12 protein-coding genes and 1 tRNA gene are annotated in these 22,185 nt (G+C 69.4%); 9 read left to right on the top strand and 4 right to left on the bottom strand.

Annotation, left to right across the window (positions count from 1 at the left end):
* Positions 1-652 precede the first annotated feature (652 nt).
* From D459_RS0128070 to D459_RS33120, 7 genes are all read left to right on the top strand, one after another.
* On the top strand, positions 653-997 hold the full coding sequence (locus D459_RS0128070; RefSeq protein WP_017596318.1) for a helix-turn-helix domain-containing protein: 345 nt from the start codon (positions 653-655) through the stop codon (positions 995-997).
* A gap of 17 nt (positions 998-1,014) precedes the next feature.
* Positions 1,015-1,884 carry an ImmA/IrrE family metallo-endopeptidase gene (locus D459_RS0128065; protein ID WP_017596317.1) on the top strand — a complete coding sequence of 290 codons (870 nt, stop codon included), beginning with the start codon at positions 1,015-1,017 and terminating at the stop codon, positions 1,882-1,884.
* Positions 1,881-2,495 (top strand): PIN domain-containing protein, encoded by a 615-nt coding sequence (locus tag D459_RS0128060; RefSeq protein WP_017596316.1) that lies wholly within the window; start codon positions 1,881-1,883, stop codon positions 2,493-2,495. Before D459_RS0128065 ends, D459_RS0128060 begins: the two co-directional genes overlap by 4 nt.
* A gap of 815 nt (positions 2,496-3,310) precedes the next feature.
* Complete coding sequence (locus D459_RS0128055) at positions 3,311-4,780, top strand: tyrosine-type recombinase/integrase (protein WP_161634182.1); 1,470 nt, start codon at positions 3,311-3,313, stop codon at positions 4,778-4,780.
* Positions 4,781-5,002: 222 nt separating this feature from the next.
* Positions 5,003-6,145, top strand: coding sequence for a restriction endonuclease-related protein (locus D459_RS0128050; protein ID WP_206540810.1), 1,143 nt, complete (start codon positions 5,003-5,005; stop codon positions 6,143-6,145).
* A complete protein-coding gene (locus D459_RS0128045) occupies positions 6,142-9,399 on the top strand; it encodes a hypothetical protein (protein WP_206540809.1) in 3,258 nt (1,085 codons plus the stop codon). Before D459_RS0128050 ends, D459_RS0128045 begins: the two co-directional genes overlap by 4 nt.
* Entirely contained in the window at positions 9,369-12,041 is a 2,673-nt protein-coding gene (locus D459_RS33120; RefSeq protein ID WP_081620733.1) for an RNaseH domain-containing protein, read from the top strand. Before D459_RS0128045 ends, D459_RS33120 begins: the two co-directional genes overlap by 31 nt.
* Before the next feature lie 305 nt (positions 12,042-12,346).
* Here D459_RS33120 and D459_RS0128035 read toward each other — a convergent pair whose 3' ends face one another.
* Together D459_RS0128035 and D459_RS0128030 are read right to left on the bottom strand one after the other, a co-directional pair.
* Positions 12,347-17,215, bottom strand: a complete 4,869-nt coding sequence (locus tag D459_RS0128035; RefSeq protein ID WP_040711444.1) for a DEAD/DEAH box helicase — start codon at positions 17,213-17,215, stop codon at positions 12,347-12,349.
* Positions 17,216-17,677: 462 nt separating this feature from the next.
* Positions 17,678-17,750: transfer RNA gene (locus D459_RS0128030), tRNA-Arg, on the bottom strand.
* A 241-nt stretch (positions 17,751-17,991) separates the two neighbouring features.
* On the opposite strand from D459_RS0128030, the gene D459_RS0128025 reads away from it, so the two are divergent.
* Positions 17,992-18,933: an ABC transporter ATP-binding protein gene (locus tag D459_RS0128025; protein WP_040711442.1), complete on the top strand. Its 942-nt coding sequence runs from the start codon at positions 17,992-17,994 to the stop codon at positions 18,931-18,933.
* Positions 18,933-19,736: an ABC transporter permease gene (locus D459_RS0128020; protein ID WP_017596309.1), complete on the top strand. Its 804-nt coding sequence runs from the start codon at positions 18,933-18,935 to the stop codon at positions 19,734-19,736. The genes D459_RS0128025 and D459_RS0128020 overlap by 1 nt, the downstream gene beginning before the upstream one ends.
* 173 nt (positions 19,737-19,909) lie before the next feature.
* On the opposite strand, the gene D459_RS0128015 is transcribed toward D459_RS0128020, so the two are convergent.
* Both D459_RS0128015 and D459_RS0128010 read right to left on the bottom strand, forming a co-directional pair.
* Complete coding sequence (locus tag D459_RS0128015; RefSeq protein ID WP_017596308.1) at positions 19,910-21,205, bottom strand: alpha/beta hydrolase family protein; 1,296 nt, start codon at positions 21,203-21,205, stop codon at positions 19,910-19,912.
* Positions 21,206-21,294: 89 nt separating this feature from the next.
* Positions 21,295-21,981 carry a response regulator gene (locus D459_RS0128010; RefSeq protein WP_026120823.1) on the bottom strand — a complete coding sequence of 229 codons (687 nt, stop codon included), beginning with the start codon at positions 21,979-21,981 and terminating at the stop codon, positions 21,295-21,297.
* Positions 21,982-22,185 lie beyond the last annotated feature (204 nt).

The raw sequence follows: 22,185 nt of genomic DNA, 5'->3' as shown, positions 1-22,185 counted from the left end.
TGTGCGCGCACACGATCCGGTTGGTCCTGCTCAGACCGGCCAACAAACCCACATAACGCGCCTTAGGGGACCCAGCCAGCCTTACTCGCTTCAGGACAGGGAAACCAGAAATATTACCGGTCTGCGGCCGCGACCGTACCTGGTCCGATCAGGGGATGATCGGATCGGTTTTGACTGCCTCGGACGAACACGTTCCCGGCCTGCCGTCAGACGTGCGTGTGCCGCCGATCGCCATGCGCCCCAGACCGCAGGCTGCTCTTGGGCAACCTGTGGCAGGGCTGAGTGGGATCGAGGCGTGCACGATGACGATGACGGCGTCCCGTCCCTGGTGGAGGACTTTCGGCGCTATGGGGCCGTCTCGTCGACGGGCCCAGGGGAAGCTTCCGAAGACCTCGTACGAGACGTTGCCCGCCTTCACCGACACCAGGGGCGGTCTGCTCATCGTCGGCTTGAATGAAGAGCAGAAGGATATAGAGGCGGCGTGATGAGAGGCTCTCATCGGTATTTTCGCCTCTCGTCCAGGCTGTACCTTCTCCGTCTACTCTGTCCTCTGGCGAGGTGTATCCGACTGTTCAGACTGTGGTGTCGCACGAAGCGTGCGGCTATACTTGAATCAAGTTGACGGACATTGATTCAAGCTGGTGATGGGGTGATGACGATGGCAGCGTCGGATGTCGGCGTGCGCATCGAGCGCGCCCGTGTCGCAGCGGGCCTGAGCCAGCGCGCCCTCGCTGACGCCACGGGGATCTCTCAGTCCACCCTGTCGCGGATCATCTCCGGGGATCGGGTGGCGAAGGTGCCGGAGCTCGTGGTGATCGCCTGGGAGACCGGGCATACGGTCTCCCAGCTCACCGGGATCGGGGCCGTCTCCGAGCGCGTGGAGTGCGCGGCTCGGGCGACCAATGGCTCGGGCATGGAGGGCATGCGCCGGACGCTGCTGGACTTCCTGGAACTGAACGCTTACCTGGATGACCAGGCCATTCCCGCCACGGTCTGAAACGGGGCCGGAGAACTGTGAGCACTGAAGCCGAAGGCCGCGCCGCCGCCGAACGGTTCCGCGAAGAACAGAGCCTGGGCGTGCAGCCACTGGGCGACCTCGTGGCGATCATCGAGCAGGCCACAGGCATCGACGTGGCCGTACTCGAAGCGGACCAGGACCAGCACGGCATGATGATGCGGGACCCCCAGCGCGACGCCGTGTTCATCGGCGTCGCGTGCACCCGCCATCCGATGCGGCAGCGCAGCACACTGGCCCATGAACTCGGCCATGTCCTTTTCGCTGACGCCGAGGACGGTTCAGCAGGCGCTTGGAGCCACCGTTCCGCCGAAGAGATCCGAGCCGACGCGTTCGCCCGGCACCTGCTCGTCCCGATCGGGGGCCTGCGGGAGTTCCTCGGAGAACGGGGACCGCTGCCCCAAGCCGAGCTCTCCGAGGTCGTCCAGCGGTTCCTGGTCTCGCCCAAGATCGCCGCGATCGCACTGTGCCAGGCGGGCTACATCGATGACGCCGCCAAACAGGAGTGGCTGACGCTCACCACGCCGCGGTTGGCCACGCGGTTCGGCTGGAGTGACCAGTACCGCGCCCTGCAGGACGAATCCGCTCGGCGCAGAGCGCCGCAACGGCTGCTCGCGCGAGCGATCAGCGCCTACGCCGAGGGCGTACTGTCCGTGCAGGCCATCGCCACCCTTCGGGGCATCCCCCGGCAGGAGGCGGAAGCGGAGCTGCGGGAGGCCGGCGTGGTGCCGGCCGAACACCCGGTGGCGTGGGCCGAACCCTCCGATTTGCCGGACGCGGACGTGGACCTCACGGCCTTGGACGAGGCCCTCGGTGAGCCCGACCACGACACTGGCCCCTCCGACGTGACGGCGAGCGGGAACGGATGAGCCACCGGCCGATCATCGACGCCGGTCCCGGCCTGAACTTCCTCTCGATCAACCAGGAGCGCCTCCTCATCCGCGTCCTGGGCAAGCTGAGTGCTCCGGAGACCGTGCAGAGCGAGGTGTTCAACAAGTCCCGGCGGGATGAGCGCTTCCGAGCCGCCGAGCGCCTCTGGCGGAAGTTGGCCCCGAACTGGATGCAGATCCTGTCCGATGACCAGACCCCCGAACTCGCGGCCGTCGTCCAGCGCATCACCCTGCAACCCATGGCCGAACGGCTGAAGCGCCCCAAAGACCTGGGCGAGATCATGGTCATCGCGCACGCGGTCGTCGCCGCCGAAACAGGCAAGGCGGTCACCGTGCTCATCGACGACGGGCAAGGAGCGCGGACCGCGACCTCGGAGATCAGACGCCTTGAACGTCTCCGCCGCAGTGGTCGTCTGGTAGGGGCGATCACCCTGGTCGGCACGCTGACCATCTTGGAGCGGGCGGCACAGAAGCAATACGTCGAGAGCAGAGCGGACATGCGCCGGCTCTACCAACGGTTGCGCGAGCTGGATGACGGACTACCACCGATCGAGTCGACCGGATTGCTGTCGCCCGACCTCTGGTCCTGAACGATCACGGCGGGCCTTCCCCGACCACATACTGCTCGGCAGGAAGACCATCGAGTGGATCGACTCCCTGCGCGAGCCTGGTCCGACGGGCGGTCGGCGCATCGGCCTGGCCCTGCTGCGATCAGGGGCGCTCACGAACCCGCGCTACCGGGCCGCCACAGGGGTGGAGTCCTACGTCGCGACGAGCGAGCTGCAGGACCTGGTGGCTCGTGAGCTCGCGATGCAGGAAGGAGCGCGGCGGTCATCGCGCTACCGGCCGCACCTCTTTTAGTGACTTATGGAAACAAGATCTCTCGCACGCGAAGCATCACCGGAAGCGCATCTCTGATCAACTATTTTTCCGAAACCATTTTTTCTGATTCGGATGCAGTGAAACCCTGACTCGAGGCGCCCGATGAAAGCCGTTCACGGGAGGCAGGCAAGCTTTTTCGAATGTCGGAGACGCGCCTTCTGGAGTCGCGAGTCAGCATGGGCTCAGTCCCGCGAAGGGTGGGCGCAACGGCCGCCTCCATGTCCTCATGGACAGGTCGGCACAGCCGCCGGAGATGCCACCCCTACGACTGACCTGCGATTTCCACCTCTCTTGCACAGCCCTGCAAGCGGCCCGAGCGGCCCCGGCCATGCGTACCGGGACGGTACCGGGAGTCCGTCAGCAGGGTCGGAGCCCTCCGGGCTCGCTCAAGCATCGAGGGGTGGAACCGCCGACGCGGAGTCGGGCGAGCAGCACGAATCATTCTTTGCAGGTTGGCCATGAATACGGCGCGGGTATTCGACTTTCGGTAGATGTGCACTTTGCCGCGAGCGAGGGGGATGCGGTGACGGTTCAGACCTACAAGCGGTGCTCCTGCAGGAAGACGGCCCTCGGAAGCGACGGCGCCCCGATCAAGGACAGGTGCGGAAAACCGAGGAAGCGCCGGCTCGGCTCGGCATGCCCCGAACTGCCTCGCGAGGGGCACGGCTCCTGGTACTTCTCGGTTCCGCTGCCGCGCTTTTCCTCAGGCCCCTACAGGTACCTGAGGCGGGGCGGATACCGAAGCCGGACGCAGGCCCACCAGGTCGGCTCCAGGATCGAAAGGCTCTTCGACGTCCCCGACCGAGACGATGAGGGCGGACGCAAAGAGGCCGTCAAGATCGTCATGCGGGCCCTGAAGAACAGGACCGCGCTCCCCCCGCTCGGCGTGGTCCGAGACCGCTACCGGAACCGCCGGCCTCTCGCCCCCATGCCGACGGTGGCGGAGTGGCTGGACTACTGGATCCGTTCCAAGGAGGACCGGACACTCAGCACCCAGCGGGGCTACAGGACCCATTCACGGATCTATCTGAAGCCCCATCTGGGCCACCACCCCATCGACCGGATCCGCTCTGACCAGATCAAGGACCTGCTCGAGCTCATCGACGAAGAGAACGAGCTCATCGCCCTGGCGCGCACGACCAGGGACCCCGAGCTGTGCGCCCGCTTCCGCTACCGGCGCACGGCCGCACCCAGGACCAAGCAGCTCGTCGTCAACGCCCTGCGTACTGCCCTCAACGCGGCCATCGCTGAGCGGTTCATCACCGTCAACCCGGCCTCGCGCATCGAGGTGCCCGACGCGCAGAACCCGCGCCCCCTGCTGTGGACCGGTCACCAGGTACACCAGTGGCAGGCGACCGGTGAGCAGCCCGGCCCGGTCATGGTCTGGACGCCTGAGCAGACCGGGGCGTTTCTGGACCATATCGTCGGCGACCCCATGGAGGCCCTGTTCCAGCTGCTCGCCTACCGGGGGCCGCGCCGAGGAGAGGCGTGCGGGCTAAGCTGGTCGGACATCGACCTGGATCAGCGCACCGCGCAGATCCGGCGCCAGTTGCTGCTGGTGGACGGCAAGCGGGTGTGGGCCGACCTCAAGACCGTCTACAGCCAACGGACCCTGGCCCTGGACGAGGTGACGGTGGAGGCGCTGCGCCGGCACCGCGCCCAACAGGCCGACTGGAAGGCCGAGGCCGGAGAGGCCTGGCAGGAGAACGGGCTGGTCTTCACTACGAAGCTGGGCGCCCCGTTGCACCCCGGATGGGTGCTGGACCGCTTCCGGGCTCTCACCGCCCAGGCCGGCCTCCCCCCGGTCCGCGTGCACGACCTGCGCCACGGTGCGGCGACCCTGATGCTGGCGGCAGGTGTGGACATCAAGATCATCCAGGAGACGCTGGGGCATTCCAGGAGCTCCACGACCCGGGACGTCTACACCTGCGTCCTGCCCAGGCTGTTCCACGACTCGGCGAAAGCGGCCGCCGCTCTCGTCCCTCGCAGGTAGGCGCGGGGTCTACGGCAGAAGTACTCGCCAGGGTAGCGGAACTGGTGGCCGTCTCCCTTCCTCCTGCTCTGAGGCAAGGCTCCGGGGCAGGAAAACAAGAGAAACGATCAAGTTCATTCCACCGCATTTCGGAACCATTAGGCCAATATCCGACCTGCAGGGCGAATCGGATAAATCTTGGCGATTTCAAAAGTGTCCCCTACTTCCCCTATCCTCCCTTCCGTGGTGCAGCAGAACGCGAAGACCGATACTCGGCGGCGGAATTTCGCACTGATCGCCTGTTTCGCCGCCGCGGCTGCGGTTGCAGACCGAGAACTCCCAGGGATCCGGAAGGCGGACATCCTCATGAGCTGCCTCGGCCAGCTCAACGCCGTCCATGACAGCGGGTCGGCGCTGTCCATGGAACGCTTCCGCGCCGGCCTCCAAGGGCCGCTCGCTCGGCTTCTTCCAGCCGACATCGCTGCTTCCGCAGGGGTCGGAGACCTGCGGCTCCTCGATGAGCACGACCGGTTGGAAGACGACGTGGACGCGCTGCTGGACGAGTACTGGATTCCCACAGCGGCTCTCAGCAGCCACTGGTCTCTCCAGCGCATCCGCGCCGAGCAGGAAGAGCAGCGCCTCTACCAGCAGCTGCGCCGACTACCGGAACAGGACTACACCCAAGCCCGCGAGCACCTGGTCGACCTTCCCTCCGGAGAGCTTCGCAGGTTGCGCCGGGCCTGGGACCACCTGTGGACCCGCTTCGACGTGTACACCCCGATCGTGGACTGGACCTGGTGCCAGGTCCGCGGGCACTGGTTCCCCTGCCCCGTATGCCGGTGGCCGATGGCCGTCCTCGGCACCGGGCCCGTGGTCGACATCAGATGCAGAGCCCACAGGAGGGAAGGGGCCTCCTACACCTGCGACACGGCGAGCGACGGACACCCCGAAGCCGTCCCCGCGGGCCCGGGCGCGGAAGAGGTCACCCCCCTGCCCGCGACCACGGAGTACCTCGCTGTGACGCCCGCGGTATGGCGCTATGTCACCCTTCCCGGGCTGCTGGAATGCCGACTGCGCGACTACGCCCACGCCCAGGGCGCCTCCGTCCAGATGTGGCCGCACAAGGACCGGTACGACCTCAGGATCGAGCTGGGGCAGCGGACCTGGCGAGTCGACGCCAAGGCCTGGGCTTCGGTCGTCGCACTGGGGGAGTCGCTACGGCCGGAAGAGGAAGAGGAGACCTACACCGGTCTGATCATCGTTATCCCCGACCACCAGCGAAACGAACGGGAAGTGCTGCACCACATGGTCTCCGGCCACGGATACCGGGTGCTCACGGCCACCGGGCTGGAGCGTGAGATCACCAAGGAGGCGGAGAAGCGGTGAACGGGAGCACAGGAGCCGGCCTGCAATCCCTGACCATGCAGATCGCCTGCGCGTTCAGCCAGGCGATGTTCGCCCGCCGCTCCGCGGACGGCGCCGTCGAGGTCCCCCTCGGCCAGGCGCACGTGTTCGCGGCCGGCCGTATGGACCTGTGGGACACCTGGCCCGAACAGCCGGAGCGCCTGACCTGCCTCGTCGGCCGCTTCCTGCGGATCCGCCACAACGACCTGGCGGCGGCGAAACGCTTCCGGGAGGCGGCGGCCGAAATGGCCTGCGCCCCGGAGAGCCCCTTCCAGGCCACCGGGGAAACCCGCGAGGGAGCAGCGGTGCTCCTCGCCGTCCACGGCCAAGATCCCCTGGACCTCGCGGAACTCCTGATCGAGGAGGCCGAAGAGGAGCACGCATCAGCGCGGCGCCCTTTTCCCGCCGCTGCTCCCGGCACATGGGAGTTCGGCGGCCGGGAACGGTCAGTGGTGGAGATCCCGGAGCAGTGGGCCGACAGCCCGGTCGAGCCGATCCCGCTCGCCACTGCCTCCCCCATGGGCACCTTCACCGTCTCCACTTCCGAGCTCCGCGCCTTCCTCGGCCGGATGATCGGGAAGTCCGAGCAGCGTTCCTGGCAGCCGGGCGTCCTGGAAAAGCTCCTGGAGAACCTGAAAGACCGATCCGATGAAAAGGTCGCCGAAATCGATCTGGCCGCAGGCACACTGCGGCTGCTCAACGCCCCCACCGGCGTCGGAAAGAGCGTCCTGACCCGGGTCCTCGCCCTCTACCTCGCGAGCAAGGGGATCACGGTCGCCATCGCCGTCGGCACGATCGACGAGGCGCTCAAGACCGCCGAGCAGATCCGCGGTGACACCGAGGAAGCGCGGCGCCCTGCCGAGCAGGCCGACCAGAGTGAGGGCGACCTCGCCCTGGACATCACGACCTGTGCCCTCGTCTCACCGGGCCGCCTGCGGGAGAAGGCCGTGCAGGCGGCCGAGCGCGGCCATTGGGAGCGGTTCGACCGCCTGGCCTACGGTTGCGAACTCGCCCCCTACATCACCGACGGCCCGGCCCCGCTCCCGGGACGGGAACCCTGCACCGGCCTGCGGGGCATCACAGGGCAAGGCGCCGACGAGGCCAAGGGCCGCAGCGCGCCGGGTCGTGCCGCGTGCCCCCGTATCCACTCCTGCACCCGCCACCGCCAGTTCCATGAGGCGGCCCGGGCGGACATCATCGTCACCAACCACCACAACCTCATCCACGGCGGTGTTCCCGTACCGGTCAGCGTGGACGGGACCGTGTACGCCCGCCTGAGCGTTCTCGAGTTCGTCATGCGGCGCTCCCAGGTCCTGCTCATCGACGAGATCGACCTGTTCCAGAGCAACATGTTCGACACCAACGCCCAGCAGCTCGTGCTCGCCGCACGCGGAGAGGCGGGCGACCACCCGCTCACCCGGCTGGACGGCGACCGCGGGCTCCTGCCCCCCTCGACCGACCGCGCGGTCATCCCCGCGCTCTCGCGCACCAGGTTCCTGGCCGAGCAGTTCCTCAACTACGTTCTGGAGGACGAGGTCTGGCTCGACCCCGACCCGGACCGTCCGAGCTCCGGATGGCACATCCCGGGGGCCAACGACGGGTTCCTCCTGCAAGAGCTCTTCGGCATCGGAGTCGGAGAAGAACCCGATGAAGCGGTCTATGAGCGCTTCAACGCCCTGTTCCCCGACGCCGAGAGCGAGGACCCACCCGGCCGCATGCCGATGGCCGAGACGGCCCGCCTGCTGCGCGCAGCCGTCAGCAACGACACGGGCAGGGACGAACTCCGGGAGATCAAGCACCGCCTCAACGAGACCCTCAAGCGGCGGGTGGCCGCCGAGAAGAGGCGCGACGTCGTCAACGCGCTGCTCGTCAGGTCCTGGCTCGGCTCCCTCCACCAGGCGCTGACGCGCCTGACGTTCGCGGTCGGCTCCTCCAGCACTCAGCTGCCCAGTGCGGGCGAACTCGCCACGAGACTGGGCACCTTCGTCCGGCATTCGGCGATCCCCTACGGGCCGCTGGGCCAGCTGCTGTTCGGCTTCAAGATCGACAGGACGCCCCGCCCCTCCCAGCAGGGGCGGCTGTCGGTCCAGGTGATCTCGGGCGACCCGCACACCACCACCGCCCGGCTCGGCGACACCGTCGCCCTCGCCGCGGCCGGAACCCGCCGGATCGTGCTCGGCCTGTCGGCCACCGCCTTCTTCCCCGGTGCGGCACGCGAGCACGTCCACGCCCCGACCACCTACGCGATGACCGACGCGGCACCGGGCGCCTTCACCACTCTGCGGGGCGACGCCATCGCCGACGATGGCGCGGATCTGCGCCCGGTACGCATCGGCGGACTCTCCGAGGGGGAGAAGGAGCCGGCCCTGGAGCACCTTGGGAAGCTGCTGTGGGAGCAGCGGCTCGATTCCCACCTGCTCGATCTGGCCCGCACCGACCCGGATCGGGAACTTGCGCTGCTGGTGGGCAACTCCTACCGTCATGCGGCCCTGCTCGCCTCCGGCATCGCCGAGCGGGCGGGCGACCCGGCCTGGATCGCGGTGGTCGTGCCCAAGGACAGCGGGGCCGGGCGCAGCGCGCCCCTGCTCCCCGCCGGCGTCGTCCGCATCACCATCGACGAGATCGAGGACCTGCCCCGCACCCACCCCAACGTCAAGGTCTGCGCCGCACCGCTGAGCCTGGTCTCCCGCGGCCTCAACATCCTGGTCCCCGGCACCCAGCGATCCGCGCTCGCCTCGATCTGGGTGTGCGTGCGCCCCGTCGCCCGGCTCAACGACCCCGCCGAGATGTTCGCCAGCGTCAACGCCCAGGCCCTGCGCGTCGGCGCCCCCGGCGGCGACCCTGCGGCCGCGCTGAAGCTGCAGCACCGGGCGGCCCACGCCCGGCTGCGCAGCCTGCTGGCCGGCGACCCCCGCTTCACCCGCCTTCCCCGCCGATTCAAGGCCGAGGTCCTGGCGGGGATCCTGGTCGACCTCATCCAGCTCGCCGGGCGGGCCCGACGCGGAGGCACCCCGGTCGAGCTCTACCTGGTCGACCATGCGTTCCACGATCCCAGCCTCGGATCGGACCTCCCGGCCATCCTGCGCTTCTACCACGCCAGCCTCTCCTCCGAGGAGGCCGAGGCCATGCGGCGCATCTACGGTTCCACACTGTCGGCCTGGCTGGAGTTCGCCGACATCGCCCCCTGGAAGGAAGGTGAACGCTCATGGGCCGGAGCATTGGAAACGACGTGCTGAGCCTCCTAGCCCTCCCCCTCGACGACGCCCTGCTGGGCAGCGCCCACGTCTACGAATTCGGATACGACACGGATGAGGCATGGCAAAATCTGCGTGACCGCTACCGGGACCGCAGCGGCTCACGGGCCAACCTCCCCTACGCGGGCCTGGCCACCGCGCTGCGCGCGGCGGGCCGCACCAGCGTCAACTTCCACCCTGTCTCCAAACAGGCGCCGCCCCGCCGACTGGTCGCCCGCGCGCCGCTGCACCCCGAGGACCTCCGCGAGGCCGTCATCATCTGGGAACAGGCCCTCCTGGGCGTGCCTCCCGAGGACATCCGCCTCGGCTACACCAGCGAACTCGCCGACCTCATCGCCGACATCGAACCCCGGCCCGTGCGGCTCTTCGACGAGATCGGCCTGCGCGGAAACCAGCCCGACGCCGCCGGGTGGGTCTACACCGCCGCGACCTGGGAGGCCGCCCAGCGCCTGGCCGGATCGCCCCTGCACGTCGACGACAGGTCCATTGCCCTGCGCGCCGACACCAACGGCGACCTCACAGTCTGGGAAGAAGACCAGCTCTGGCGCGGACACTGGCCCAAGAAGCCCGAGGAGCAGCACTACGCCTGCCTGCGGATCGCCCTGTCCATGCAGACCCTGCCCGGGATGAAGACCCCCGTCCTGCTGATCGACCCGGCGGTCTCCCGGCTGAGCCGCTGGCTCGCCTCCTCCCGCACCGCCTGGCTCAGCCAGCACGACCCCTCAGCACCGCTGCTGCCCATCTCCCTCGAAGGCCGGGGCCGGGCCACCCGGATCGAACGCACCAGCGAACTCGCGCTCACCGTGTGGTCCAGGCTGCGCCTGGAACCCGCCGTCCTGCCCGAGGACCGCGACCTCTCCGGTACACCAGGACGCCTTCGGGCCATCATCCCCAAATCCGTCCGCTCCCCGATCGGCCGCGGCGCCGGCATGGAGACGGTCCGGGCACTGAGCGTTTGGAGCTCCCAGGCCCTCGGCACCGGACCCATCACGGCACGGAGCGTCCCCGGGCACCAGTTCGGACCGCGGCGCACACTCGATTCCGCCGGCCGCGACACCGCCCTCCTGGCCTCCGCCGACCTGCCCGCGATCATCGAGGCATCGGGCAAGCGGCGCCTGCGCATCGTCGCCCTGTACCAGAGGCAGCACACCCGGGCGCGGATGCAGCGCCTGCTCGCCCACCACTTCCACCGGCCCGAAGCCGCCGAGCCCATCGAGGACGGAACCCCCTTCCCTCTGGCCCCCCACGTCGAGGGCGTACTCCAAGGCGCTTTCCGCCTGCTCGAACACGGAGACCACCGGGAGCGCCGACACCTCGCCGGCGAGATCGCCGCGCTGAGGGCCGACCCCGACACCCGGGTGCTGGCCCTGTGCGAGACCGCCTACGACGCCGAGCAATGGGCCGAGCAGCACAAGCGGTCGCGGGAGAAGGGCAGCGGCGTCGCCGACCCCTACACCACCGACGCCAAACCGGAGGTGAACCGGCGACTCGCCGAACTCGGCGTCCCCTCGCAGTTCCTCGCCACGCGCACCCCCGCCGAGCCCGTCCAAGCCGAAGACGGCGCCGCCCCCGCTGAACGCCTCGCTGCAGAGGTCAAGGACGACCATCCCGGGCACAGGGCCATCGCCGACCTGATGCGCTCGGCCGGCCTCATCCACCACCGCCTGGGAGCGGCCCTGTCCCGCGGACGCATCGGAATGACCGACCCCGTCGCCCACGTGGGCCTGCACGTCCGCGAACAGCACGACCCGGCCAAGGGGCCCGCCAACCGCCGCCTGAGCTGGACGCTCGCCGCGCTCATCCCCCTCGGGGACGACCGGTGGCGCGCCCTCGCCTACCAGCCCCCCGGACGCGACGGCGGCGGGGGCTGGAAGGACTACGCCCAGACCAACGCCTCACTGCGAGCGCACCCGATCCCCGCCGGTCGGCGCCAGGACGCCGCCTTCCCCCGCGCCGTCGAGACCGCCCTCGCCCAGTTCCACCAGCACACCACTGGCGGCGCGGGGTATGCCCTCTACGTCTCCGGGGAGAGCACTCGTTCACTGTGGCCGCTGCTGGCCAACAGGAACCTCGACGAACCCGTGAACGGGGCCGGAGAAACCGGCGGCAGGATCGCCCTGCCCGGCCTCGGCCTGCCGCCGGTGCAGCGGCCGCGGGCGATCGTCCGGGTGACCTCCGGCTCCTCGGGCCTTCCCCGCCCGGTCTCGGCGGTCAAGACCACCGTCAAGGACGGTGAGCACACCACCACCCTGATCAAGACGACCAAGGGCCTCTACCGACTGGACGATGCCGACCGCACCTGGATTCTGTCCAACATCCCCAAGCAGTTCCTTGGCTCCAAGGCCGGCAGCCGCGTGGGCGAGAAGTACTCCCGCTGGTCGGCCAGGCCCAAAGAGGTCAAGCTGACCTGGTACGCCCACACCGCCACCGAGATCACAGTGATCCGCTCCGAGGACGACCCGCTCCGCTACGCGGTCGCGGCCGCCCGCCTGTGCGACCACGCGATCTCCTGGGACGGCCGCACCAGCTTCCCCGCCCCGGTGCACCTCGCGATGCAGCTGGACCGCGACCACCCCGACTACCGGCGGACCACTGACTCCAGTGAGGGGACCGAGGAAGCATAGAGGCAGGGGCAGGCGAGCAGCAGGCTGAGGGAAAGCTTCGGGGCAGGGGCCCTGAGTGTCGCTCTGGAGGTCCACTGCGCCACCCCACAGAACTCGCTGCCGAAGAGGCGTTTCCATCTTTCGCATAGAGCTGATGCCGCCCCGGGGCAGGAGCGCAGGAGCTGCGCTCCTGCCCCGGGGCGATGCCGCAGCAGTGCGACGCGGCGTCGGCTGCGTGGCGGCGTTGGGTAAAGCACCGCCAGTTTTTCGGAACTCCTCTGCAAAGCAGGGGAGTTCCGCCTTGCTTCCGCGAAGGCCGGCGGCCGCTACTCGATGATGGCCAGTGCCGGCAGGCCGTCCACAATCCGCATCGTCTCCAGGCTCACCGTGACGATCCGCTTGAGCAGGTCGATGATGTACCGCGGGTCATCGGACCAGTCGTTGGGGTCGTTGGTGATCTCCGAAGCCTTGTCGACCTTGACCTGGTAGCGGTCGATGATCCACTCGATCGCGGAGCGGGCACCGAGCTGGTAGCGGTACGCCTCCTCCGGGATGTTGGTGAGGGTGACCCGGGGGTTGTAGACGATCGTCGAACGGTCGGCCTCCCCCTTCACCTTGGGGATCTTCATCTTGGTGACCCGGTACAGCTCGCTCGGCGGAGTCAGCGAGGCATCACCGCTCACCGTCTCGACGATGCCCTTGTACGGCTCGACCTGCTCGTAGTTGATGTGCAGGTCGGCGAGCTCGCGCCCGGCATCGGCGAAGGCCTGGAAGTTCTGCACCTTGGGGATGCGAGGCAGGGACTTCTTCAGATCGGCCGCGAAACGCTCCCGGTAGTCCTGGGAGTGGAGCAGAGCGTAGGTGTAGTAGAAGATGTCATCCTTCGTGATGGAGGAAGACTTGTAGGTGTCCCGGTAGCTCGCGAGAGCGGCATCGGTGATGTTGTCGATGCGCTCGTACGCTTCTCCCCCACCAAAGTCAAACCCCCCCTCTACAACCAGCTTTCGATATGAATAACGAGGAAAGAACTGCCCATTACTTGACCCCCAGTAGGCTAGATCTGGAATCGAGTTGACGACATGCAGAGAAAACGGCTTGTCTGAACCCAGGCCCGTGACATAGAAGCCGAAGTTCTCATGTTCCGGAGTCGGGAACAAGTTAGGTAGCTGGTAGGCCCTTTGGGTGAGCAGAGTGTCAAAATAGACGTACTGCCCACCGAAAGGTCGATATGCAGATTTTTGAATCAAATGCTTGTCAAATTTATACCGAACACCATTTGAAATACGCTTGAAGTCGCTCTCGTTCCAGCTGATCTTGGTAGCGTCACGATCAATGAAAGTGCCGACAGAGATAGTGGTCTCTGCGACCCTCTCTGCATGGCTCGTGTAGTCGGCCATTTGCTGGTTGTAGAAGTCGATCATTGAGTCGACATTCTCACTTAGACGCTGCCCCGAAAAATTATAGATCCAAGAGTCACGACCGGTCTTCAGACCACTGGAGTGCAACGCGAAGATGGCCTTTGACGCTGAACTCTTCTCCTTCTCTCCAATCGCTTGAAACGTGGAGAAGAGCTCGTCCCGCTGATTGATCCAGTCTCCATGCGCATTCGGGGCGATCAGCTCCCACTCCACACTGTCCAGGTTCTGGCCCTCAATGATGCGTAGCTTGTCCTCACGGCTGAGGTAGTCACCGATGTCGCGGTAGTACAGATCGCATCCCGACTCGGCGGCCTTGGCCTTGCCGCCCTTGACGAGGATCAAGACAGCGACGGTGTTCCGGCTGCCCGAGCCGAAGATCTTGCCGCCTTCCTTCCGGGACTGCTCGCCGGCGGTGCGCTGGTTGCCTCGCAGGTTGTAGCAGTAGATCGCGTCGAACTCGCTGACCAGGGATTTGCGCAGGCCGTCGGCGGTGTTGCCGTCGATGTAACCGCCGTTTGAAACGAAAGCGACGACTCCCTCGTCCTTGATTCGGTCGGACGCCCAGCGAATGGCGCGAATATAGGAGTCGTAGAGCGAGTTCTTGTTGGTCGCGGTCGACTGGGCGGCGTAGGTCTCCTGGATGCGGGTGTCCAGGGTCTTGTACTTCAGGTTCTGGTTGTCGTCGTTCTGGCTGTCCTGCCCGACCGAGTAGGGCGGGTTGCCGACCACGACCATGACCGGCTGCTTGCGCTGCCTCTTCGCCCGCTCGCTGTTGCCCTCCAGTACCTCCATGCCCTCGAGCTTGGCCGCGCCGCCCTCGGCGAGTTGGAAGGTGTCGGTCAGCACGATGCCCTCGAAGGGGGTGTAGGCGTCATGCCCGCCCGCCAGGTCGGCATAGGCGGCCTCGATGTTGACGGCCGCGATGTAGTAGGCGAGCAGCACGAGCTCATTGGCGTGCAGCTCCTGGGCGTACTTGCGGGCGAGGTCCTCGGGCTTGATGAGGCCGGACTGGAGCAGGCGCACGGGGAAGGTGCCGGTCCCGGTGAACGGGTCGATGATGTGGACGCCTTCGTCGCTCAGCGAGCGGCCGAGGTGCTTGCCCAGGGCCTGCTCGGTGGCGCGCAGGATGAAGTCGACGACCTCGATCGGGGTGTAGACGATGCCGAGCGCGTCGGCGGTCTTGGGCAGAGCGGTCTTGAAGAACTTGTCGTACAGCTCGACGATGACGCGCTGGCGGCCTTCGTGGTTGTCGATCCCCTCCGCGCGCACCCGCACCGAGTCGTAGAAGCCCTTCAGGGTCTTGGACTCGGCGTCCAGGCCCTGATCGCCTAGGACGTCGAGCATGCGCTGCATCGCCTTGGACACCGGGTTGTGCTCGGCGAAGGCGTAGTCCTTGAACAGCGCGTCGAACACCGGCTTGGTGATGATGTGCTGGGCGAGCATGTCGATGGCGTCCGTGTCCGTGACACCGGGGTTGAGGCTCGCGCGCAGCTCGGCGGTGAACTCCTGGAAGGCGGCCTGCTTCTCCGGGTCCTTCAAGGCCGCCTTGATCCGGGTGACGTGGCGGTCGGCGATCCGGGCGATGTCCTTGGCCCAGTCCTCCCAGTAGTGGCGCTCGCCGACCTTGTCGACGATGCGGGCGTAGATGGCCTCCCGCCACTCGTCCACGGAGAGCAGGGCGTCCTGGACGTACTGGGCGCTCTGGGCCTCCTTCTCCTTGGCGTCGCCGGGGGTGCTGGAGCCGTCCTGGTCGCCGATCACCTCGTCGCCGGGGCCGATGTGCCCGATGCCGATGGTGTCGGGCTGCTTCTTGTTCAGCTCGATCTGGTTGACGAACGCGTTGAAGCGGTCGTCGTGGGCGCGCAGAGCCTGGAGCACCTGCCAGACGGTCTTGAAGCGCTGGTTGTCCGCGAGCGCCTTCTCCGGCGGCATCCCTGCGGGGACCGCGACGGGCAGGATGATGTAGCCGTACTTCTTGCCGGGGGCGGTGCGCATGACGCGGCCGACGGACTGGACGACGTCCACCACGGAGTTGCGGGGGTGCAGGAACAGCACCGCGTCCAGGCTGGGGACGTCGACGCCTTCGGACAGGCAGCGGGCGTTGGACAGGATGCGGGCGCTGCCCGAATCGGGCTCCTGCTTGAGCCAGTCGAGGCGCTCGTTGCGGCGGAGGGTGTTGAAGGTGCCGTCGACATGGCGGATCTCGCACCGCAGCGCTTTTTCGTCGGCGTCATCGTAGGCGTCGACGACCTCCTGGAAGCGCTCCGTGATGGCCTTGGAGTCGGCGATCGAGCGGGCGAAGGCCACCGCCCTCTGCATCGGCGCCTCTTCCGGGCCGAAACCGGTTCCGTCGGCGAAGGTGCCGGTGTGCTTGGCCATCGCGTTCCAGCAGCCGATGATCTTCGCGGCATCGTCGAGGTTCAGCTCGGAGTCGCCGCTGGCGAGCCCTTTCTGCAGTGTCTTGGCGACCGCGCCCTCGTCCACGGTGAGGACGAGGACCCTGTAGTCGGTGAGCAGGCCCCGCTCCACGGCCTTGCCGAAGCCCAGACGGTGGAACTCAGGGCCGTAGACGGACTCATCGCCCATCGAGGTCAGGACCGCATCGGCGTTCTTGGCATCCTGCTTGGCCTTCTCCTCGTACACCCGCGGGGTCGCGGTCATGTACAGCCGGCGGTCCGCGCCGATGAAGCCGTCGTCGTGGACGCGGACGAACGCGGACTCGTCGGCGCCGGAGAGGGTGACGCCGGTGGTCCGGTGGGCCTCGTCGCACAGGACCAGGTCGAAGCGGGCCAGGCCCTGCTGCTGGGCCGCCGCGACGGTGGTGATGGACTGGTAGGTGGAGAAGACCACCGTCAGCCCCGGCTCGGTCTCGACGCGGTTCATCTGCTCGATCAGCCGGTCGGGGGAGGTGGTGGCGGGCAGGGCCAGGTCGTGGGTGGCCATGTCCTTGTCGTCGTCCTGGGCCTTCTGCTTGCCGACCTTGGTGTCGGAGCAGACGGCGAAGGGCCGCATCGGCACTTCGGCCTCCTGCGTCCATTCGCGCAGGGTCTGGGAGAGCAGGGCGATGGAGGGGACCAGGAACAGGACGGTGGTGTGCTCGCCCTGTCCGGCTTCGACCCGCTCGCGGTGGAGGCGCTCGGCGATCTTCAGGCTGGTGAAGGTCTTGCCGGTGCCGCAGGCCATGATGAGCTGGCCGCGCTCGTGCCCGGCGAAGCCGGCGAAGACGTCATCGATCGCGTCCCGCTGGTGCGGGCGCAGAGTCTTCTTCGCCTGCAAGGACGCTTTGATGCCCGTCGGCGAACCGGGGGCGGGCAGGTGCCATTCCACCGGGCTGTCGGCGATGTCGGCCAGCCCGATCCGGGTGACGGGGATCTGCTGGTCCTCCAGGGCCGCCTCGGCGTGCTCGCTCCACTGGTCGGTGGTAGAGATGATCATCCGGCGGGTGAAACCGCCCTTCCCCGAGGCCGTGAAGAAAGAGTCGATGTCCTCTTTGCGGATGGTGTGGTGCGGCTCGTAGAACTTGCACTGGATGGCGCAGAAACCGCCGGTCTCCCGGTCCTGCGCGACCAGGTCGATGCCGGTGTCCCGCTTGTCGTGCTCGGCGCCGGGCCAGTGGGTCCACAGCCATGTGCGGCTGAACTGGTCGGACCACTGCGGATCGGTGTCCAGGTACTGGAGCATGAGCTCCTCGAAACGGCTCCCCCGATCTCTGTTCACGGTGGAGTCTTCACGGATCGCCTTGAGAACGTCGTGCACCGTCGTCGTGGTCTCGGTCAACGCGCTTCGCACCCCATCGCACTCGGCGGCGCGCCCATCCGCGCGCCGTATGACTCGCACCAGAATCTTCACAACCCTACTGGCCGGTTCCGACCACGAGAGATCGCCGAGGAGACGGTGCGACTCTTCAGAAGTCGCAGTCTGAGGTGCCCCTATCGCAACGCAACGCGGGGCCGGGACGCCTCCGCATCGAGGATGCGGCGGTGGTAGGCGCTATGGACGACCAGGAAGTGCAAGGTCGTGGAAGCCACCGCTGCCTACCGGATCCCGGAGGGGCGCCGGTCGCTCATGGTCGCCGTAGTCCGCGCCTGATCGAGGGCCGCGGAGTCGCAGGTCAGGGAGGGAGCAGTCGACCCCCTGTTCGCCCCCACGGGCCGGAGGACGCCCGCAGGCCTTGGGAAAACAATCAAGCCCTGACCTGTCACTCCAGGTCAGGGCTCAACTGTCGCTGTCTCAAGGCGGCGCACTCGGGAGGACTCGAACCCCCAACCTTCTGATCCGTAGTCAGATGCTCTATCCATTGAGCTACGAGTGCAGATTCTTCTGTTGTCGTCCCCCGGTCGACTTCCCGTCTCCCTGAGGACGAGTAAGACTCTACCACGGTGCGGAGCGGGTTCTGACCGGTTTATCGGGGTGAGCCGGGCCATGCCCGCCGGGCGGGCGGGGGCCGCTATGCACTCCGGCATAGCGGAACGGGTCCGGAGAGGCGATGTGGCGGGCCGGGGCGCGGGCCTAGCTTCTGGGGCGGAACATCCCAGGACGAGGACGGAGCCGGTGTGCTCACGGTACGCGGATTGACGAAGAGGTACGGCGGGGTGACGGCCGTCGACGGGCTGAGCTTCGAGGTGCGGCCCGGGGCGGTGACCGGGTTCCTCGGTCCCAACGGGGCGGGGAAGTCGACGACGATGCGGGTGCTGCTCGGGCTGGACCGGCCGACGTCCGGTGCGGCGCTGGTGAACGGGGTCCGGTACGCGGACCTCCCCCGGCCGGCGCGGGAGGTCGGGGCGCTGCTGGACGGAGGGGCGGCGCACCCCGGGCGGAGCGCCCGCGCCCATCTGCTGGCGCTCGCGCGGGGAAGCGGGGTGCCGCGGCGGCGGGTCGCGGAGGTGCTGGAGGAGGTCGGCCTGGCCGGGGCCGCCGGCCGCCGGGTCGGCGGGTTCTCGCTGGGGATGCGGCAGCGGCTGGGCATCGCCGCCGCGCTCCTCGGCGACCCCGGGGCCCTGCTCTTCGACGAGCCGGTCAACGGGCTGGACATGGACGGGGTGCTCTGGGTGCGCCGCCTGGTGCGGGCCCTCGCCGACGAGGGCCGGACGGTCTTCGTCTCCAGCCACCTGATGAGCGAGATGCAGCTGGTCGCCGACCGGCTCGTGGTGGTGGCGGGCGGGCGGCTGATCGCCGACGCGCCGCTGTCCGAGCTGGTCGCGGCGTGGACGCGCAGCCGGGTCCTGGTCCGCACCCCCGATCCCGGGCCGCTGGCCGAGCGGCTGCGCCGGGACGGGGCGGAGGTCGAGCCCGCCGACGGCGGGCTGGTGGTGCACGGCGCTGCGGCCGAGGCCGTCGGGGACGCCGCGCACGAGGCCGGGGTGCGGCTGCACGGCCTCCGCCGGGAGGAGGCCTCGCTGGAGCAGGCCTACCTCGAACTCACCGGCGCCGGGGCGGAGTACGCCGCCGGGCGCGGCGTACGGGAAGAGCAGCGGGAAGAGCGGGAGGGGAAGTGATGGCGGCGCAGAGCGTGCGGCCGGTCCGGGGCGAGTTCGCCCGGGCCGCGGCCATGGAGTGGACCAGGCTGGCGTCCCTCCGCACCACCTGGTGGTGCGTGGGCGTCGGCGCCGCCGCCATGGTGGTGTTCGCGGTCCTGATGGGGGTCTCCACCGCCGACCGGATCGCCGACGACCCCGCCTCCGCGAGCGAGTTCTCCTACGTCCGGCTCACCTCGCAGGGCGTCTTCTACCTGCTGCAGTTCGTCGTCCTCACGCTGGCCGCGCTGATCGCCACCGGCGAGTACGGGAACGGCGGGAGCGCCGCCGCGCTGCTGGCCGTCCCGCGCCGCGGCCGGCTGCTGGCCGCGCGCGCCGCGGTCACCGCCGGGTTCGCGTTCGCCGCGGGGGCGGCGGTGACCGCGATCGGCATCGGGGCGCTCCGGCTGGTGCTCGGCGCCGGCGTACCGCTGGATCCGGGGTACGCGGTCCGCACGGTGCTGGGCGCGGGCGTGTGCATGGCACTGTTCGCGGCGATGGCGGTCGGACTCGGCACCGCGCTGCGCGGCACCGCGGCGACCATCGGGGCCGGGTTGCTGCTCCTGCTGGGCATACCGATGGTGCTCCAGCTCAGCCAGGCGGAATGGCTGAGCGACCTCGCCGCGGCCTTCCCCGGCTTCGCCGGCGTCGAGCTCTACGCCTCCGGCGACGCCGGGTTCTACACCGCGCCGCACGACGGCCCGGTGAACGCGTTCACCGTGCTCGGCTGGGCGGCCGCCGCCCTGATCATCGGGTACGCGGAGCTGCGCTCCCGGGACGCCTGACCGGGCGGCCCGGCCGGGCCGCCCGGCCGGGGCATCCGGCCGGGGCATCCGGCCGGGGAGCCGGGGGAGGGCCCGCTCTCCGCGGCCTCCCGGCCGTCCCGGCCGCCCCCACCGGGCGGCCGGGACGGCCTGCGGCCAGGGGCGCGTCTCCCTCCGGCGGCTCCGGCGGCGGGTCAGCCGATGAACGCCACGTCGGGGTGGTCCGGCGAGGGGCCGTCCAGGAGGGGCCGCTCCTCGCCGCGCAGGTGCTCGTCGAAGAAGGCGGTGAGGTAGGCGCGCTGCGCCGCGGTGCTGCGCTCCGGGTCGACGGTGCCGATCGACGCCTCGACCGTGTCCCGCCAGGTCGGTCCGCCGGACCAGCCGGCCGCCTCGATCTGCGGGACGTACCACTGGGTGTCGATGAAGCCCATGTGCTCCCCCTCCGCCATGTAGAGCTCCAGCACCTCGCCGGTAGAGGCGTCCCGGAACATCCGCCAGTCGGGGCTGTGCTCGCTGGTGTGCGGGCGGCCGGCACCGCCGGAGAGGCCGCCGCCGAAGAGGAGGAACGGCCGGTCGGCGCCGCGGAGCGTGGACTCCGCCCACTCCTCGTCCCCGATGTGGTAGCCGATGCTGCCGTCCAGGTCGGCCCCGGCGTCGATGCGGTCGTCGGCGAGCATCGCCTCGGCCGCGGTCAGCCCGCCCGCCGAGTGGCCGAACATGCCGACCGAGGACAGGTCCAGAGCCGCGCCGAGCCCTTCCGGAAGCGGGTCCCCGCCGACGGCGGGGCCGCCCCCGGCGGCCGCCTCCTCCAGGGCGTCCAGCACCAGGCCGGCGTCGGCCACCCGGACCCCGACGGCCTCCCGGTACATCTCCGCGGTGTCCATCCCCCCGGGGACGGCGTCCCGGAGCACCCGGCCGTCGGGCAGCTCCACCGCGGATGACTCGTAGGGGTGGTCCATCGCCGCCACCGCGTACCCCCGGCTGGCCAGCTCCTCCAGCTGGGCGGTGGCCTGGTGCCGGGTCTGGTTGAAGCCGTGCGAGTAGAGCAGCACCGGCATCGGGCCGGCGCCGGGGGCGGGGTCGGCGCCGATCGAGGCGTGCACCGGCGACCCGGCGAAGTCGACCGCCTCACGGGGCAGCCCCGCCTGCTCCAGCTCGCCGTCGAGGACGCCCTCCACCGCTTCCGGCACGTAGCGGGCCGGCTCTCCGCCGCCGTCCTCCGCGGCCGGGTACCAGAGGGTGACCATGAGGTCCCGCCGCTCGGCCCCCGCCACCCACGGGTGGCCGCGCCCCTCATCGGCCAGGTGCAGCCGGACCTGGCCGACCGCGTAGGGGCCGGTCGGTTCGGGCGGGGCGAGGCGGACCGGCTCGGGGTCGGTCGCCGCTGCGATCGCCGCCGGGGCGGAGCAGCAGCCGGCCAGCACGGCCGCGGCCGCCGCGTAGCAGCGGATCCGCAGCCGGCGGGGTGAGGCGTCTCTGTTCTTCTGCATGCCCGGATCCTCGCCGCCGGGCGGGGGCGAGCGCATGACCCGGCGGTCTGCGGCCGGCTAGCCCGATCGGCATAGCGGCGCCGGGCGGCTCAGCCGGAGGGCGGGAACGGGTCGCCGGCGACCAGGCCGGCCTCGTAGGCGAGCACCGCGGCCTGGACCCGGTTGCCCAGGTCGAGCCGGGTGAGGATGGACCCGACGTGCACCTTGACCGTCCCCGGGGCGATGCCCAGCCGGTCGGCGACGGCGCCGTTGGACAGCCCCTCCCCGACCAGGGCCAGCACCTCGCGCTCGCGGGCCGACAGCGGGGCGATCCGCTCCCGGGCGGCCGCGCCGCGCGACATCCGCGCCTCGGCGCCGGTCCCGCGCAGTTCGGTGATGATCCGCCGTGCGACCTCGGGGGACAGGTAGGCGCCGCCCTCGGCCACCCCGCGCAACCCGGCGATCAGGTCGTTCGGGTCGCCGGTCTTGAGCACGAAGCCGCGGGCCCCGCCGCCCAGCGCCCGGGCGATGTAGGCGTCCTCGCCGAAGGTGGTCAGGATGACCACCGCGGTCCCGGGGAACTCCGCGGTGATCGCCTCGGTGGCGGCCAGCCCGTCGGTGCCCGGCATCTGCACGTCCACCAGGGCGATGTCGGGGCGGTGCCGGCGGACCTGGTCGACGGCCTGCGCGCCGTCGGCCGCCTCGCCGACGACCTCGATCCCGGGCGCCGCGGACAGGATGGCGCGCATGCCCGCGCGCAGCATCCGCTCGTCGTCGGCGAGCACCACCCGGATCACCGGGTCCGTGCCGCTCCCCTGCTCTTCCGCCCGCTCGGCCACCGGCCCAGCCTACCGACGGCGCCCCGGCGGCCCCGGCGATGGGGCGGCCCGCCGCAGCGGCGGGAGAAGACCGGACCGCCACCGGGCGGAAGGCCGCGCCGGGAGCCGCCCGGCGGGCGGGGACCGGGGCCTCGGGCGCGGAGGCCCGCAGGCGGCCGGCTC

The organism is Nocardiopsis potens DSM 45234 (genome assembly GCF_000341105.1).
GTDB classification, from domain to species: Bacteria; Actinomycetota; Actinomycetes; order Streptosporangiales; family Streptosporangiaceae; genus Nocardiopsis_A; species Nocardiopsis_A potens.
Note: the sequence above shows the minus strand (reverse complement) of the source record. Positions and strands in the feature narration are given on the sequence as shown.